The following is a 16,289-nucleotide window of genomic DNA, read 5'->3' on the forward strand; positions in this document are numbered from 1 at the left end:
TCCCTGGGATTACTTTGCGCCGTTCAGGGCCTTGATGACCTTGTCGGTGATATCGAACTTGGGGTTGATATACACGGCCTCTTGCAGGATGACGTCGTACTTTTCAGCCTCGGCCACTTGCTTGACAACCTTGTTGGCACGGTCGAGCACCGTGGCCAGCTCTTCGTTCTTGCGGGCATTCAGGTCTTCCTGGAATTCGCGGCGCTTGCGCTGGAATTCGCGGTCCTGATCCACCAGCTGACGCTGGCGCGAAGCGCGCTGGCTCTCGGACATGGTGGTGGCTTCACGCTCGAACTTGTCCGAAGCAGTCTTCAAGGAATTGCCCTGATCGACCAAATCCTTTTCACGCTTAGAAAACTCCTGCTCAAGCTTGGCTTGGGCAGCCTTGGCAGCGGATGCCTCACGGAAGATGCGATCCGTGTTCACAAAACCTGCCTTGAATTCCTGTGCATGCGCAGAGACGGCCATGGCGCCAAGCAGCACAGCCAGAGAAAGATGGCTAGAGAGAGATTTCATTAGAAAGATGTTCCGATTTGGAATTGCAGTTTCTGGATTCTATCGCCGGTTTCCTTACGGATTGGCTGAGCATACGCCAAACGCAGAGGACCCAGCGGCGAAATCCAGCTGATACCGATACCGGTGGAAGCACGCAGGGTCCCCAGATCCATGCTTTCACCTTCCGCCCACACATTACCCACGTCCACGAAGCCGAACAGACGCAAGGTCCTGTCGTTGCCCGCTCCGGGGAATGGAACCATGAATTCGCCATTCAGGGTTAGCTTGCGGGTACCGCCCAGGGCCAGATTGGTGTTCACGGAATCGTGCTTGCCCAGAGAGCCTTGCTCGAAGCCGCGCACCGAGCCGAGACCGCCCGAGTAGAAGTTCTTGAAGATGGGATAGGGATTACCGCCCAGGCCCTTGCCCCAGCCCAGCTCGCCGTTCAGGGCGATCGTGTACTTCTTGTTCAGCGGGATGTATTGCTGAATCTGGTAGTTGGCCTTCGCATAGCGCATATCGCTCATGAACGAGGCTTCCAGATTCACGCGCTGATAGCGGCCTGCATTCGGAGCCAGGGCACTGTCGCGGTTATCGCGAGACCAGCCCAGCGTCAGGGGAATGCCGGTCTTGGAGCAGCCGACATTCGCACCGACAGCGCCGCCGCAATATTCGTTGTAGACCTCGGGCATATAGGTGCCCGGCTTGATTTCATTGCCTTCGACACCGGCACCGAAGAAGATGGTATCCACTTCGCTGAAAGGCACGCCGAAACGCACGCTGGCACCCTTGGTGATGATCTTGTAGGCGCCATCGTCATAGTAGGGACGGATGGTGCGGTAGTACAGGTCATAGGTGCGCGAAATACCCGTATCCGTGAAATAGGGATTCGTGGTCGACACCACCATGGTGCGGTTGTACTTGCTGGTGTTGATGTCCAGGCCCAGATAGTTGCCCGAGCCGAAAACGTTTTCCTGCTTGATACCGAAGGACAGCGAGACCTTTTCGGCGCTGGAGAAACCGGCACCCAGCTGGATCGAGCCCGTGGGCTTTTCCACCACGTTGATCATCAGATCGACCTGGTCGGGAGAGCCCGGCACTTCCTGGGTTTCGATCTCAACCTGGGTGAAGAAGCCCAGACGGTCGACACGGTCGCGCGACAGCTTGATCTTCTGGCCGTCATACCAGGAGGCTTCGAACTGGCGGAACTCGCGGCGGATCACTTCGTCGCGGGTCTTGTTGTTGCCGCTGACGCTGATGCGACGGATATAGGCACGGCGCGAAGGCTGAGCCTGCAGCACCAGGGACACACGGTTGTTGGTACGGTCGATTTCGGGCACGGCTTCCACCTTGGCGAAAGCAAAACCGAAATTGCTGTAATAGTCGGTAAAAGCCTTGATGGTCTCGGAAACCTGGTCGGCGTTATAGGGCTCTCCGGGCTTGATCTTGACCAGCGACTTGAACTCGTCGTCACGATCCAGGTAGTTGCCTTCGAGCTTCACGCCCGAGACCACATACTGGTTGCCTTCGTGAATGTTCACGGTCAGGCCGATGCTCTGCTTGTCGGGAGAAATGGCGACCTGCGTGGACTCCACGCGGAACTCCAGATAGCCGCGCTGCAGATAGTAGGAGCGCAGCGACTCCAGATCGGCATTGAGCTTGTTGCGCGCGTAGCGGTCGGACTTGGTGTACCAGCTCATCCAGTTGCCCGTGTCCTGATCGAACAGGTCCTTGAGCGTGGATTCCTTGAAGGCCTTGTTGCCCACAATGTGGATTTCGTTGATCTTCGCGGGCTCGCCTTCAGAGACGGTGAAGGTCAGGTTCACACGGTTGCGCTCGATAGGCGTCACCGTGGTCACAACCTCCGCGCCGTACAGGCTGCGGTTGATGTACTGGCGCTTGAGCTCCTGCTCGGCACGGTCGGCCAAGGCCTTGTCGAAAGGACGACCGTCGGCCAGACCCACATCGCGCATGGCCTTGAGCAAGGTGTCCTTGTCGAACTCCTTGGTGCCGGCAAAGTTCACCTCGGCAATGGTGGGACGCTCTTCCACGACCACCACCAGCACATTGCCATTGGCCTCCAGACGCACGTCCTTGAACAGGCCCAGTGCAAACAGCGAGCGGATGGCCGCTGCGCCCTTCTCGTCGTTGTAGTCATCACCCACGCGCAAAGGCATGGAAGCGAACACCGTACCGGGCTCCACTCGCTGCAAACCCTCGACGCGGATATCTTGAACCTTGAAGGGCTCCAGCGCCCATGCCGCTTGCGCAGCTAAAACCATAGCAGCCAGGGCAGTTGCAGAGCGCACGCCCAAGCGATTGAAATGTTTTTTCATGAGTGGAAATCGCCGCGAATGCGGCCTACCGTAGCGATAAAAATTAGCCCCAGAGCCGGTTGATATCGTTGAAAAAGGCGACTGACATCATCAGCAGTATGACTGCGATGCCTGCACGCTGCAGTCTTTCAGCCCAGACATCGGAGACACTACGTCCCGTCAGACCTTCCCAAAGATAATACATCAGGTGCCCACCGTCCAGAACGGGCAATGGTAGCAGGTTGAGAACGCCCAGGCTGATGCTGATCAAGGCGAGAAACGACAGGTATTGCACCAACCCCATGCTCGCGGACTTGCCCGCGTAATCGGCGATCGTCAGAGGGCCGCTGATATTCTTGAGCGAGGCCTGGCCGATCAGCATGCGCCCCATCATGCGCAGCGTCATGGAAGACAGCTCCCAGGTCCTGTGCACACCGGCACTCAGGCCATCGAGAAAGCCGCGGCGCACCAGCACCATTTCCGGCTGGCTGCCAATGAAGGCATTCACGCGTGCCGCAGGCGCCTGACCGTCCTTGCCAGGTACTACTTCCGGTTGCACCTGCAGATTCAGACGCTGGCCCGCGCGCTCCACAACCCATGCCTGGGGCTGCACCTCGCCGGACTGCCCCGAGGCACGGATCAGGGCACGCGCCTGCGCGCCATCCTGGACTGCCTGAGCATTGATGCTGAGCAGCACATCGCCTTTTTGCAGGCCCGCCTTGTCTGCCGGACCGCCTGCGACAATCTCGTCCATGACTGCACGACTCCAGGCTCCCTGCAGCCCTACCTTGTCAAAGAAAGCTGCATCTGGTTCCTTTTGTTGCAAAGAAGCGAGATCCAGCGGCACGATGCGCGCCGCGCCATGTGCCTGGTCAGCCACTTCCAGCTGCAAGGACTCGCCTTCAATGGCCGCCGTCGTCACCAGCCAGCGCAAATCACCCAGGGCACGCACAGGCTGCCACTCCTGGCCTCCCACGGAGGCACGCTGCACCCAGTCGCCACTTTGAATACCGGCCTGCTGCAGCAAGCTGCCAGCCGCGGGCGCGGCAAGCCGTGCTGCAGGCTCGTTCGTTCCCACCCAGTTGACCACGGTCAGCAGCGCCACGGCCAGCACCAGATTGGCTGCCGGCCCCGCCGCAACAATGGCTGCGCGTGAACGCAGAGGCTGGTTGTTGAAGGCCAGATGCTTTTCCTCAGGCCTGACCGCGCCCTCGCGCTCGTCAAGCATGCGCACATAGCCACCCAGAGGCAGCGCCGCGATCACATACTCGGTGCCCGACTTCTTGCCGACCCAGCGCAACAGCGGCTTGCCAAAGCCCACGGAGTAACGCAGCACCTTGACACCGCAGGCCACGGCAACGCGATAGTGGCCCCACTCATGCACCGCAATCAGAACGCCGAGCGCCACGACGAAAGCCACAACTGTCAGCAACACCTGAAACTCCTTTTTGCCAATCGATGCTTGGAGTGCGCGCCAGGCCGCAAGTTCAACCGCCGCCCGGCAAGCACCCGCACTTCGCGCCCGTTCAGCGCGCCCACTGGCCGGCTATGGCGACCGCGCTCTCGCGTGCTCGCGCATCGAGCGCCATCAGATCTTCAAGACTGCTCACGGCGCCCGGTTGCACGGATTCCAGCGTCTGCAGGTTGACGGCATGAATGCGGTCAAACGACAGGCGACGCGCCAGGAAGGCGGCGACTGCCACTTCGTTCGCGGCGTTGAGCACCGTGGTTGTACCCTCGGGCGCGCGCAGTGCCTGCCAGGACAGATGCAGGCCGGGAAAGCGATGCGCATCCGCCTCCTCGAAGGTCAGCGCCGCCAGCTTGGCAAAATCCAGCACCGGCGCGCCGCTCTCGATGCGCTCGGGCCAGGCCAGACCGCAGGCAATCGGCACCCGCATATCGGGCGTTCCCAGCTGAGCGAGCACCGACGAATCCTTGAACTGCACCATGGAGTGCACGATCTGCTGCGGATGAATTACCACCTTGATCTTCTCGGGCGCCATATCGAACAGCCAGCGCGCCTCGATCACCTCCAGCGCCTTGTTCATCATGGTGGCCGAGTCCACCGAGATCTTGCGCCCCATGGAGAAGTTGGGGTGCGAGCAGGCCTGCTCGGGAGTGATTGCAGACAGTGTCGCCGGGTCGCGTTGGCGGAACGGACCGCCCGAGGCCGTCAGCAGCAAGGAGTCGACGCGCTCGGCCCAGGTGCTGCTGTCTTCGGGCAGGCACTGGAAGATGGCGGAGTGCTCGCTATCGATGGGCAGCAAGGTGGCGCCATGACGCTTGACGGTGTCCATGAACAGCGCACCGCCCACCACCAGGGCTTCCTTGTTGGCCAGCAGCAGGCGCTTGCCCGCTCTGGCCGCTGCCAGACAGGGGGACAGCCCGGCCGCACCGACAATCGCCCCCATGACCGCATCGACATCAGGATGAGATGCTATCGCTTCAAGAGCATTCCGCTCTTGAAGGACCTGCGTCTGAAGTCCGTGCAACTGGATCTTCTCGGCCAGCTGCTGTGCATGGGGCGCACTGGCCATCACGGCGAACTGCGGCTTGAACTGCGCGCATTGACTGAGCATCAGATCCACTTGCGTGGCAGCACTCAGCGCGAAGATTTCGTATTGATCAGGGTGGCGTGCCACCACATCCAGGGTATTGGTTCCGATGGAACCGGTAGAACCCAGAACCGTGATTTTCTGCTTCATGGATGCACAAAGGATGAGAGCATCATCGCCAACGGCAGTGTGGGCAGGAGGGCATCAATGCGATCCAGGACACCACCATGGCCGGGCAGCAAGCCGCTGCTGTCCTTGACACCGACGCTGCGCTTGATGAGGGATTCGACCAGGTCGCCCACCACACTCATCGCAGCCATAAACACCGCAGCCAGCAACAGGAACCAGAGCCCTCGTGACTGCAGCACCGAATAGAAACTGGGAACACCGGCGCCGTAGTGGCGATCTGCCCAGCTCCAGACCAGAGCCAGAACAACCACTCCCAGCATGCCCCCCCAGACACCTTCCCAGCTCTTGCCGGGACTGATGGAAGGAGCCAGCTTGTTCCTGGTGAACTTCAGGCCGAAAGTGCGGCCTGCAAAATAGGCAAATACATCGGCCACCCAGACCAGCACCAGGACCGAAAGCAGGAAGTTGATGCCGATATTGCGCGCCTGCACCACGGCCAGCCAGGCCAGCCACAATGCCAGCACGCCGCCAACCAGACGGACTGCAGCCGGAATATGCGGCCAGCCCGTCACGCCAGCACGCAGCAGCAGCACGCCCCCCAGCACCCAGAGGCAACCCGCAATCAGCCACACCATGGACAGAGGCTGGTCAACCCAGCCGGCCCACCAGGAGCCCGCGCATAGCGCCGTACAGACAGCCCCCAGACCCAGCGAGCCTGCCTGCCCGAAGCCGTTGAGACGCCCCCACTCCCAGGCACCAGCCGCCATGAACAACAGCATCAGTGCCGAAAAAGGCACGGTGCTGGCCGTATAAAACAATGCAGGCAGCAAAATGGCCAGCAAAATCAAGGCGGTAATGACGCGCTGCTTGAGCATGGCACCTCTTATGGTTATGCCGTCAGGGTGACGGCAGATGATGGTTGAATCTGCTCTGAAGTCTGGCCGAAACGGCGCTCCCGACCGCCAAACACGGCAATGGCCTCGTCAAGAGCGGCCTCGTCGAAATCAGGCCACAGGGCATTGCTGAAGAACAGCTCGGTGTAGGCAGCCTGCCAAAGCAGAAAATTGCTGATGCGGGTTTCGCCGCCTGTGCGGATCATCAGATCAGGATCAGGCACATGCGCCAGGGCCATGGCCCTATCCAGATTCTCCGGACTCAGTTCCAGCCCCTGGGCCACCAGCTTCTGCGCTGCTTGCGCGATGTCCCAGCGGCCACCGTAGTTGAAGCAGACATTGAGAACCAGGCGCGTGTTGTGCGCAGTGATGCGCTCGGCCTCGGCCAGGCCCTCACGGACCTTGTCGCTCAGACCCTGACGGTCTCCGACAAAGTACAGGCGCACGCCGTCGCGGCTGAGTTGCGCAACTTCCTTGGCCAGGGCATTGGCCAGCAGGCTCATGAGGCCTGAGACCTCTTCCTGAGGCCGGTTCCAGTTCTCGGAGGAAAACGCAAATACCGTGAGCACCTGCACGCCACGCTCTACGCAGGCACGAGCGCAGCGGCGCAGGGACTCCACGCCCTGCTTGTGACCTGCAAGACGTGGAAGCAGACGGCGCTTGGCCCACCGCCCGTTGCCGTCCATGATGACGGCGATATGGCGCGGAACCGCGCCGTTTTTCTTGGATGTCAAAAGTGCAGGTCCTTTGGCAAGACTCAGACCGCCATGATGTCCTGCTCCTTGGCCGCCACCAGCGTGTCGACCTCGGCAATGTGCTTGTCGGTGATCTTCTGGATTTCGGCTTCGGAGCGCTTCTGATCGTCTTCAGAGGCCTCTTTGTCCTTGACCAGCTTCTTCACGCTTTCATTGGCATCGCGGCGCAGGTTGCGGATGGCAATCTTGCCGTTCTCACCTTCGTTGCGGGCGAGCTTGGTCATTTCCTTGCGGCGCTCTTCACTCATGGGAGGCATGGGCACGCGGATCAGGTCACCCATGGAGGCGGGATTCAGACCCAGATCGCTTTCGCGAATGGCCTTTTCCACCTTGGCGGCCATGTTCTTTTCCCAGGGCTGCACGCTGATGGTGCGGGAGTCCAGCAGGGACACATTGGCCACCTGGGACAGGGGCACCATGGAGCCGTAGTACTCGACGTGAATGGCGTCCAGCAGCGCGGGGTTTGCACGGCCGGTGCGCACGCGCGCCAGGTTGTTCTTCAAAGCCTCGATGGACTGGCCCATCTTGGTTTCGGTGTTCTTTTTGATTTCAGCGATCGTCATGTTCTTGTTCCTTTGCGAGCATTGGGCGGCAAAACGCTCAAGCGTACACCAGAGTGCCTTCGTCTTCACCCATGACCACGCGCTTGAGTGCGCCGGGCTTGACGATGGAGAACACGCGGATCGGCAGCTTCTGGTCGCGGCACAGCGCGAAAGCCGTGGCATCCATGATGCCCAGGTTGCGCGAGATGGCTTCATCGAAAGCCAGCTTGTCGTAGCGCGTGGCCGAGGGATCCTTGACCGGGTCGGCCGTGTACACGCCGTCCACCTTGGTGGCCTTGAGCACGACTTCGGCGCCGATTTCAGCACCACGCAGCGCAGCTGCGGTGTCGGTGGTGAAGAAGGGGTTGCCCGTACCGGCAGCGAACACCACGACCTTGCCCTCTTCAAGGTACTGCAGCGCCTTGGGGCGCACATAGGGCTCCACCACCTGCTCGATACCGATGGCCGACATCACGCGCGCCGTCAGGCCCTGCTTGTCCATGGCGTCGGCCAGGGCCAGGGCATTCATCACCGTGGCCAGCATGCCCATATAGTCGGCAGTCGCACGATCCATGCCGACTGAGCCACCTGCCACGCCACGGAAGATATTGCCGCCGCCGATCACCACGGCAACCTGCACACCCACCTTGGTCACTTCCACGATCTCGGCAACCATGCGCTCAATGGTTGCACGGTTGATGCCGAACTGGTCATCTCCCATTAACGCCTCCCCCGACAGCTTGAGCAAGATGCGCTTGTGTGCTGGAATGGCGTTGGACATGGTGTTTCTCCGGTGGAAGTTGAATAAGTATGAAAACGGGAGGGGAATAAATCAATCGCGGCTCTAGGCCGCGATTGTTGCTAAGGCTTAGGTTTAAGCACCAGCCTTGGCTGCTGCCACCTGGGCAGCCACTTCAGCGGCGAAGTCATCGGTCTTCTTCTCGATGCCTTCACCCACGACAAACATCGTGAACGCCTTCACATTGGTATTGGCAGCCTTGAGCATCTGGGCCACGGTTTGCTTGCCGTCGGCAGCCTTCACGAAGACCTGGTCGGCCAGGGACACTTCCTTCAGGTACTTCTGAACGGAACCTTCCACCATCTTGGCGACGATGTCGGCGGGCTTGCCGGATTCGGCAGCCTTGCCTTCGGCCACTGCGCGTTCCTTGGCGATCAGCTCGGCAGGCACGTCAGCGGAAGTCAGGGCCACGGGCTTCATGGCAGCCACATGCATGGCCACGTCCTTGGCAGCAGCAGCGTCGCCGTCGAACTCGACCACCACGCCGATGCGGGTGCCGTGCACGTAGGCAGCCAGGCCAGCGCCGTTGAAAGCCTTGAAGCGACGGAAAGACATGTTCTCGCCGATCTTGCCGATCAGGCCCTTGCGCACATCTTCCAGAGTGGGGCCGTAGCCGTCTTGTTCGTAGGCCAGGGCGCCCAGGGCGTCCAGGTCAGCGGGGTTGTGCTCGGCGACCAGCTTGGCAGCGGCGTTGGCCATGGCCAGGAAGCTGTCGTTCTTGGACACGAAGTCGGTTTCGCTGTTCACTTCGATCAGGCCGCCCTTGCCGCCTTCGATGAAAGCAGCCACAACGCCTTCAGCAGTCACGCGGGAAGCGGCCTTGCCAGCCTTGGTACCCAGCTTGACGCGCAGCAGCTCTTCAGCCTTGGCCATATCGCCATCAGCTTCGGTCAGAGCCTTCTTGCATTCCATCATGGGAGCGTCGGTCTTGGCGCGCAGTTCGGCGACCATGCTTGCAGTAATTGCCATCGTATTTCTCCAGTATCAGTTCGATTCGTTACAGGATTCCGGCTAAAAAAACGGGGCTACCTAGAGCCCCGCTTTTTCTCGCGATGCGGTCGCGCAGCCGGACTTCGCTTAGGCGGCGGACTCTTCCACTTCCACGAACTCGTCGCCGTTCTCACCGGCAGCAGCCTTCACCACGTCGTTCAGACGGGCTTCGCGGCCTTCCAGGATAGCGTCGGCGATGCCTTGGGCGTACAGCTGCACGGCCTTGGCGGAGTCATCGTTACCAGGGATCACGTAGTCGATGCCTTCGGGGTTGTGGTTGGTATCAACCACGCCGATCAGAGGAATGCCCAGCTTCTTGGCTTCAGCGATAGCGATCTTGTGGAAGCCCACATCGATCACGAAGATGGCGTCGGGCAGGCCGTTCATGTCCTGAATGCCGCCGATGTCCTTTTCCAGCTTTTCCAGTTCGCGAACGAACATCAGCTGTTCCTTCTTGGACATGGATTCCAGACCAGCTTCTTGCTGAGCCTTCATGTCCTTCAGACGCTTGATGGAGGTCTTGACGGTCTTGAAGTTGGTCAGCATGCCGCCCAGCCAGCGCTGGTCGACGAAGGGCACGCCAGCGCGCTTGGCTTCTTCGGCCACCAGCTCGCGGGCTTGACGCTTTGTACCCACCATCAGGATGGTGCCGCCGTTAGCAGTCAGCTGCTTGGCGAACTTCTGGGCTTCCTGGAACATCGGCAGGGACTTTTCCAGGTTGATGATGTGGATCTTGTTACGGGCGCCGAAGATGAACGGAGCCATCTTGGGATTCCAGAAACGGGTTTGGTGACCGAAGTGGACGCCGGCTTCCAGCATCTCGCGCATTGTTACTGCCATGTTAATTACCTCAAAGGTTGGGTCTAAAATCCGGCCCAACGATTGCAGCCGCCTTGAAAAAGCGATCGCAACACCTTGGATAGGCCGGTTTGCTATTTGCCTTGCCGACTTGAAAGCAGGTGCTGCAAGGTGCAAAACGCCATCGCATCAACCACTTTCAGAGCTTTTCAAGTCAATCCTCACGGAATAACCCTTAGCAAAGCCGCAAGATTTTAGCACATCGCCATGCAACTCGACCTCAGTCACCTCACTCTCGAGATCCGCGAAGGCCGCCAAAGCGCCGCAAACCTCATGCAAATGAGCATTGCTGCCGCGCAAAGTCCCTTGTGCGCCAACGTTTTCAGCCAGACTTTCTTTGACGAGGCACGCTGGGCCGCTGCAGAAACACCAACGACTGCCCCCCTGGCCGGCCTGGCCATCTCGGTCAAGGATTTGTTTGACACCCGAGGCGCACGCAGTGCCGCCAGCTCCCTGGTGCTGCAGGATGCTCCTGTCGCCCGGGCAGACGCCGCGGCCGTCGCCCGCCTGCGCGCGGCAGGTGCCGCCATCATCGGCCGCACCCATATGGTCGAGTTCGCTTTTTCCGGCGTGGGTGTGAATCCGCATTTCGGTACCCCTGCCGCGCTGGATGCCCGCCACCCCGCCAATCCTCAGCTGGCCCCCACATGGCCGGCCCGCATTCCAGGCGGCTCCTCGTCAGGAGCAGCTGTATCCGTCGCCAGCGGCGCCGCCTGGGCGGCTCTGGGCTCGGACACCGGGGGCTCCATCCGCATTCCCGCTGCGCTCAATGGACTGGTGGGCTTCAAAAGCACGGCCAGGCTGGTGCCCACCGAAGGAACCGTGCCACTCTCGCCCACACTGGACACTGCCTGCGCCATTACGCGCAGCGTGCGCGATGCCGTGCTGCTGCACGAGATCCTGGCCGAGCGCAAAGTCACCAAGGACGAACGCAGCCTGAGCCAGTGGCGTCTGGCAGTGCCGCGCCCCCTGTTCTTCGAACAGATCGAACCCGCCGTGCGCAGCGCCTTCGAACGCAGCATCGCCAAGCTGCAAGCCGGCGGCGCGCAGATCGAATGGATTGACCTGCCCGAGCTGGAAGAGCTGGACGCCATCAACATCATCGGCGGCTTCTCGCCCACCGAAAGCTATGCCTGGCACCGGCACCATCTGCAGGATCCTGCCAAGGCCGCGCTCTACGATCCCCGGGTGCGCTCGCGCATAGAGCGCGGCGCGAGCATGAGCGCTGCCGACTATCTGGATCTGCTGGCCGCGCGCAAGCGCTGGATTGCCAGGATGGAGAGCGCCATTGCCGACTATGACGCCCTGCTCTCGCCGACCACGCCGATCACCGCCCCCACCATTGCATCCGTCGCCCCGGCCAACGGCTTCGATGCTGCGGCCGACCTCAGGCGTGACGAAGAATTTTTCCGCGTCAACGGCCTGCTGCTGCGCAATACCAGCGTGGTCAATATGCTGGATGGCTGCGCGCTGTCACTGCCGTGCCACAACCCGAACGAACTCCCCATGGGCCTGATGATCTGGCATGCCGCCCTGCATGACGACGCCATCCTGAATATCAGCGCGGGCATAGAAGCCGCGCTCCATCGCGTCTGACTTCCATTCTTGTAGCTACAACCGCTTATGGTCATTGGGCTACATGGCAAAAATCGTCAAAAACCACAAATGCGCGGCCTGAGGCTATCCTCGGACCATGCTGCGCATTTCTCCAACCGACACCCCGCCCGCTTCCATGGCTGCCGGCCAGGGCTGGCCGCTATTCAGCGCCGCCGCCACGCGCCAGATCGAGCAGGATTGCGCCAGACGCCTGCCTCCCCACCGACTGATGGAGCGTGCAGGCCTTGCCATCGCCAAACTGGCGCTGGCAATAGCCCCCCATGCACAACGAATCTGGATTGCCTGCGGCCCGGGCAACAACGGCGGCGACGGCTTTGAGGCGGCGGCGCAGCTCAGAACCATGCTGCCCCACGTGCGAATCATGGTCAGCGAGGTGCGCGCGCCTGCCGAGCTACCTTCCGACGCACAGATCTCCCGGGACAAGGCCAGGCAGGCTGGCGCGCAGTGGCTGCATGACGCGCCCGCCGATCTGGGGCCACAAGACCTGTGTATCGATGCACTGCTGGGCATCGGACTGAGCCCGCGCCCCTCTGGCAAGGCCTCGACTGAAAAGCAGCGCTTGCTGCAACTGCTGGCCCAGGTTCGGCAGTGCGCCTGCGCCGTACTCTGTGTCGACCTTGCCTCCGGCCTCGATGGCGATACCGGCCAGTATCTGAGGGAATTCGCGCCCGGCCATATCGCCGCCAGTCAACCGCGCCACACGCTTGCCTTGCTGACCCTGCAGCCCGGCCTGTTCACCGGCCAGGGACGCGATGCCTGCGGACAGATCTGGTGGGACGACCTGGGCTGCGGCATTGCCGGCACTCCCGGCATGACCACCCCCGCTGCAGCGCGGCCCACGGCGCATCTGAGCCCCCCCTCCTCCGCTTCCTCGAGTGCGCGCCCGCACGCCAGTCACAAAGGCAGTTTTGGCGATGTAGCCGTGCTTGGCGGCGAAGGCCTGGGCTTGCGCGGCCTGTCGATGACCGGCGCGGCCTGGCTGGCGGCACTGGCCGCACTGCACGCCGGAGCCGGCCGCGTCATGCTGGCCTTGCTGGACGAAGCACTACCGCAAGGCATTGCCCACTGGCCGGAAATCATGCTGCGACGGCCTGCAGCCCAGGACTGGAGCCAGGCCACCGTGGTCTGCGGCTGCGGTGGTGGCGAAGCCGTGCAGGCCTGGCTGCCCCACATACTGAGCCAGGCGCCACAGCTGGTACTGGATGCCGATGCACTCAATGCCGTCGCAGCCAGCCCAGTGCTAGCACAGCAGTTGAGCCAGCGTGCCATGCAGCAGCTGAGCACGGTCTTGACCCCCCACCCGCTGGAGGCCGCGCGCCTGCTGCAGACCACTACCACCCAAGTGCAAGCCGACCGCCTGCAGTCCTGCCTGCAGCTGGCCCGCAAATTTCAGTGCACGGTGCTGCTCAAGGGCTCGGGCACGGTTGTTGCCAACCCACAGCAGCAAGTCTGGATCAATGCCAGCGGCAATGCCCGCCTGGCCACGGGCGGCACGGGCGATGTGCTGGCCGGACTGATCGCCGCGCTATGGGCACAGGGTCGCAGTGCCGATATGGCTGCCATGGAGGGGGCCTTCCGCCACGGCCAGCTCGCGGATCGCTGGCCCGCAGACCGCCCGTTCAGCGCCAGTGCCCTGGCAATGCACCTGGGCAAGCAGTAACCAGCGCAAGAAAAAAGGCCTTACCGGTATCCGGCAAGGCCTTCAGTGCTTCGCAAGCGAGCAATCAGCGTTCGGTCTTGCGCTTGCTGGTTTTGCTTGCCGGCGCGGGCTTGGTACGCGCTGCGGGCTTGGCTACCGCCTTTGGAGCCTTGGGCGCCGATTTCGCCACAGACTTCGCCGCCACCTTGGCCACAGCCTTGGATTCGGGCTTGGCCGCTGGCTTGGCAACGGAGACAGGTTGCGCATCAGGCGCAAGCAAGGCGGCAACCTGCTTCCTGCCTGCCGCCTTGCGCGGCTTGGCAACCACGGCCACAGCAACGGGCTCCGCTACAGGCTCGGGCTTGGGAGCCTGCGCGTATTCCGCCTCCAGCGCCGCCAGATTCACGCTTTTCAGCATGGCCTTCTTGGCTGCCTTACGACCTTGCCTGGAGCGATCGGGCTCCGGCGCAGCAGCAGGCTCTGCAGCAGCATTGCGCTGCGCACGACTGGCCTTGGCGTCACGACGACTCCACTTGTCGGAATAGCCGCCCGCACTGCGCTCGTCACGCGAATCACGGCGACCACGCCCCTCATCCTTGGCCTGACCGCGGCCGCTGCGGGACGACTGCACCAGACCGTCCTCGCCGTCGCGCACCAGACGGAAGTCGATGCGACGTCCATCCAGATCAACGCGACTGACTTGCACGCGCACTCGTGCACCGATGCCATAGCGAACACCCGAGCGCTCGCCGCGCAGTTCCTGCCGGGCTTCGTCGAAGCGGAAGTAATCGCCGCCCAGTTCGGTGATATGCACCAGACCTTCCACATACATGGCATCCAGCGTCACAAAGACACCGAAGGTCGTCACCGAGGACACCGTGCCCGCGAACTCCTCGCCCAGATGCTCGCGCATGTACTTGCACTTGAGCCAGGCTTCCACATCGCGGCTGGCCTCGTCGGCGCGGCGCTCGTTGGCACTGCAGTGCAGGCCGGCGGCTTCCCAGGCCTGAAACTCCTTGGCCGCCGAACGCTTGCGCGGCTTCTGACCCGGCGCAACCACCCGCGAAGCCAGACGCTTGGCCATCTTCGCTTCAGCCTCACCCGGCGTGGGCAGGCTGGGCAGCTTGTAATGCGTGCCGTTCAGCTCCGCCTTGATCACGCGGTGCACCAGCAAGTCGGGGTAACGGCGAATCGGGCTGGTGAAGTGGGTATACGCCTCAAAGGCCAAGCCGAAGTGACCCGAGCCCTCCGGCGTGTAGAAGGCCTGCATCATGGAGCGCAGCAGCATGGTGTGAATCTGCTGCGAGTCAGGTCTGTCCTTGGTGGCACTGGCAATCTGCTGGAACTCCTTGGTCGAAGGGTTCTCGCTGATGCTCATGCTCACGCCCATGGCCTTGAGGTAGTTGCGCAGGATTTCCTGCTTCTCCAGCGAAGGCTTGTCGTGCACACGGAACAGCCCCAGCTGCCCGCTCTGGTCGATGAAATCAGCGCTGCAGACATTGGCCGCCAGCATGGCCTCCTCAATCAGCTTGTGCGCATCGTTGCGGGTGCGCGGCACGATCTTCTCTATGCGACCGTTGTCGTCGCAGACGATCTGCGTCTCGGTCGTCTCGAAGTCCACCGCACCACGCGCCTCGCGCGCCTTGAGCAGGGACTGGAAGACGCCATACAGATTCAGCAAGTCCTGCACGCGATCCTTGCGCTTGGCCGCTTCCGCCCCCCGCGTATTGGCCAGGATTGCCGCCACCTCGGTATAGGTGAAGCGCGCATGGCTGTGCATGACTGCCGGGTAGAACTGATAGGCGTGAATCTCGCCTTGCGCCGTGATCAGCATGTCGCAGACCATGCACAGCCGATCCACGTCGGGATTCAGCGAGCACAGGCCGTTGCTGAGCTTTTCCGGCAGCATGGGAATCACCCTACGCGGAAAGTACACGCTGGTGGCGCGGTCGTAGGCATCGATATCGATGGCGCTGCCCGTGGTCACATAGTGGCTCACGTCGGCAATTGCCACCAGCAGGCGCCAGCCCTTGCTGCGCCCCACCTTGGCAGGCTCGCAATACACGGCATCGTCAAAGTCGCGCGCATCTTCGCCGTCGATGGTGACCAGGGGAATATCGGTCAGGTCGATGCGGTGCTTGCAGTCTGCGGGGCGGACTTTTTCAGGCAGCGCTTTGGCCTGCTCCAGGCAGGCGTCGGAGAAGATATGCGGCACGCCATACTTGCGCACCGCAATCTCGATCTCCATGCCGGGGTCATCCACTTCGCCCAGCACTTCGACGATGCGCCCCACTGGCTGACCAAACAGGGCCGGAGCCTCTGTCAATTTCACCACCACCACCTGCCCCGGTTTGGCAGCACCCGTGGCATTGGAAGGAATCAGAATGTCCTGGCCGTAGCGTTTGTCTTCGGGAGCCACAAGCCACACACCGCTTTCCTGCAGAAAGCGACCAATGATGGGCTGATCGGGACGCTCCACGATTTCCACCACGCGCCCTTCGGGGCGACCGCGATGATCATGGCGAGCAATGCGCACCTGGACCCGGTCCTTGTGCAGCACCGCACGCATTTCATTGGGGGGAAGGTAGATGTCACGCTCACCATCGTCGCGGACGACGAAGCCGTGACCGTCGCGGTGGCCCTGCACTGTGCCCAAAATTTCTTCGTTCATATCGGCAACTTTTGCGCGAGGGTTCATTTTT

General features: G+C 61.8%; 13 protein-coding genes. 2 read left to right on the plus strand and 11 right to left on the minus strand.

Features of this window, described 5'->3' with window-relative positions; genetic code table 11:
• Nucleotides 1-9 precede the first annotated feature (9 nt).
• The 10 genes from O987_RS18480 to rpsB form a co-directional block, all read right to left on the minus strand.
• Complete coding sequence (locus O987_RS18480) at nucleotides 10-516, minus strand: OmpH family outer membrane protein (protein WP_003053423.1); 507 nt, start codon at nucleotides 514-516, stop codon at nucleotides 10-12.
• A complete protein-coding gene (gene bamA, locus O987_RS18485) occupies nucleotides 516-2,831 on the minus strand; it encodes an outer membrane protein assembly factor BamA (protein WP_003053422.1) in 2,316 nt (771 codons plus the stop codon). Before bamA ends, O987_RS18480 begins: the two co-directional genes overlap by 1 nt.
• 43 nt (nucleotides 2,832-2,874) lie before the next feature.
• Nucleotides 2,875-4,245, minus strand: coding sequence for an RIP metalloprotease RseP (rseP, locus tag O987_RS18490; RefSeq protein ID WP_003053421.1), 1,371 nt, complete (start codon nucleotides 4,243-4,245; stop codon nucleotides 2,875-2,877).
• Nucleotides 4,246-4,336: 91 nt separating this feature from the next.
• Nucleotides 4,337-5,515 carry a 1-deoxy-D-xylulose-5-phosphate reductoisomerase gene (gene ispC, locus O987_RS18495; protein ID WP_003053419.1) on the minus strand — a complete coding sequence of 393 codons (1,179 nt, stop codon included), beginning with the start codon at nucleotides 5,513-5,515 and terminating at the stop codon, nucleotides 4,337-4,339.
• The gene (locus O987_RS18500; RefSeq protein ID WP_003053417.1) at nucleotides 5,512-6,369 is read right to left on the minus strand and encodes a phosphatidate cytidylyltransferase; all 858 of its coding nucleotides are present in this window, start codon (nucleotides 6,367-6,369) and stop codon (nucleotides 5,512-5,514) included. The genes ispC and O987_RS18500 overlap by 4 nt, the downstream gene beginning before the upstream one ends.
• Nucleotides 6,370-6,383: 14 nt before the next feature.
• Nucleotides 6,384-7,121, minus strand: coding sequence for a polyprenyl diphosphate synthase (gene uppS, locus O987_RS18505; protein ID WP_003053415.1), 738 nt, complete (start codon nucleotides 7,119-7,121; stop codon nucleotides 6,384-6,386).
• Nucleotides 7,122-7,144: 23 nt separating this feature from the next.
• Nucleotides 7,145-7,705: a ribosome recycling factor gene (gene frr / locus O987_RS18510; protein ID WP_003053411.1), complete on the minus strand. Its 561-nt coding sequence runs from the start codon at nucleotides 7,703-7,705 to the stop codon at nucleotides 7,145-7,147.
• A gap of 37 nt (nucleotides 7,706-7,742) precedes the next feature.
• Complete coding sequence (gene pyrH / locus O987_RS18515; RefSeq protein ID WP_003053409.1) at nucleotides 7,743-8,465, minus strand: UMP kinase; 723 nt, start codon at nucleotides 8,463-8,465, stop codon at nucleotides 7,743-7,745.
• A 93-nt stretch (nucleotides 8,466-8,558) separates the two neighbouring features.
• Nucleotides 8,559-9,452, minus strand: a complete 894-nt coding sequence (tsf, locus tag O987_RS18520; protein WP_003053404.1) for a translation elongation factor Ts — start codon at nucleotides 9,450-9,452, stop codon at nucleotides 8,559-8,561.
• 108 nt (nucleotides 9,453-9,560) lie between these two features.
• The gene (gene rpsB / locus O987_RS18525) at nucleotides 9,561-10,313 is read right to left on the minus strand and encodes a 30S ribosomal protein S2 (protein ID WP_003053402.1); all 753 of its coding nucleotides are present in this window, start codon (nucleotides 10,311-10,313) and stop codon (nucleotides 9,561-9,563) included.
• Nucleotides 10,314-10,538: 225 nt separating this feature from the next.
• Between rpsB and O987_RS18530 the strand changes: the two genes are divergently transcribed.
• Nucleotides 10,539-11,927, plus strand: coding sequence for an amidase (locus O987_RS18530; RefSeq protein ID WP_003053400.1), 1,389 nt, complete (start codon nucleotides 10,539-10,541; stop codon nucleotides 11,925-11,927).
• A gap of 97 nt (nucleotides 11,928-12,024) precedes the next feature.
• Nucleotides 12,025-13,608, plus strand: a complete 1,584-nt coding sequence (locus O987_RS18535) for an NAD(P)H-hydrate dehydratase (RefSeq protein WP_043373943.1) — start codon at nucleotides 12,025-12,027, stop codon at nucleotides 13,606-13,608.
• Between the two features lie 64 nt (nucleotides 13,609-13,672).
• Here the strand turns inward: O987_RS18535 and rnr are convergent, their stop codons facing one another.
• Complete coding sequence (gene rnr, locus O987_RS18540) at nucleotides 13,673-16,285, minus strand: ribonuclease R (RefSeq protein ID WP_043373946.1); 2,613 nt, start codon at nucleotides 16,283-16,285, stop codon at nucleotides 13,673-13,675.
• Between the last annotated feature and the right edge of the window lie 4 nt (nucleotides 16,286-16,289).

It is taken from the genome of Comamonas testosteroni TK102, from assembly GCF_000739375.1.
Classification (GTDB): Bacteria; Pseudomonadota; Gammaproteobacteria; order Burkholderiales; family Burkholderiaceae_C; genus Comamonas; species Comamonas brasiliensis.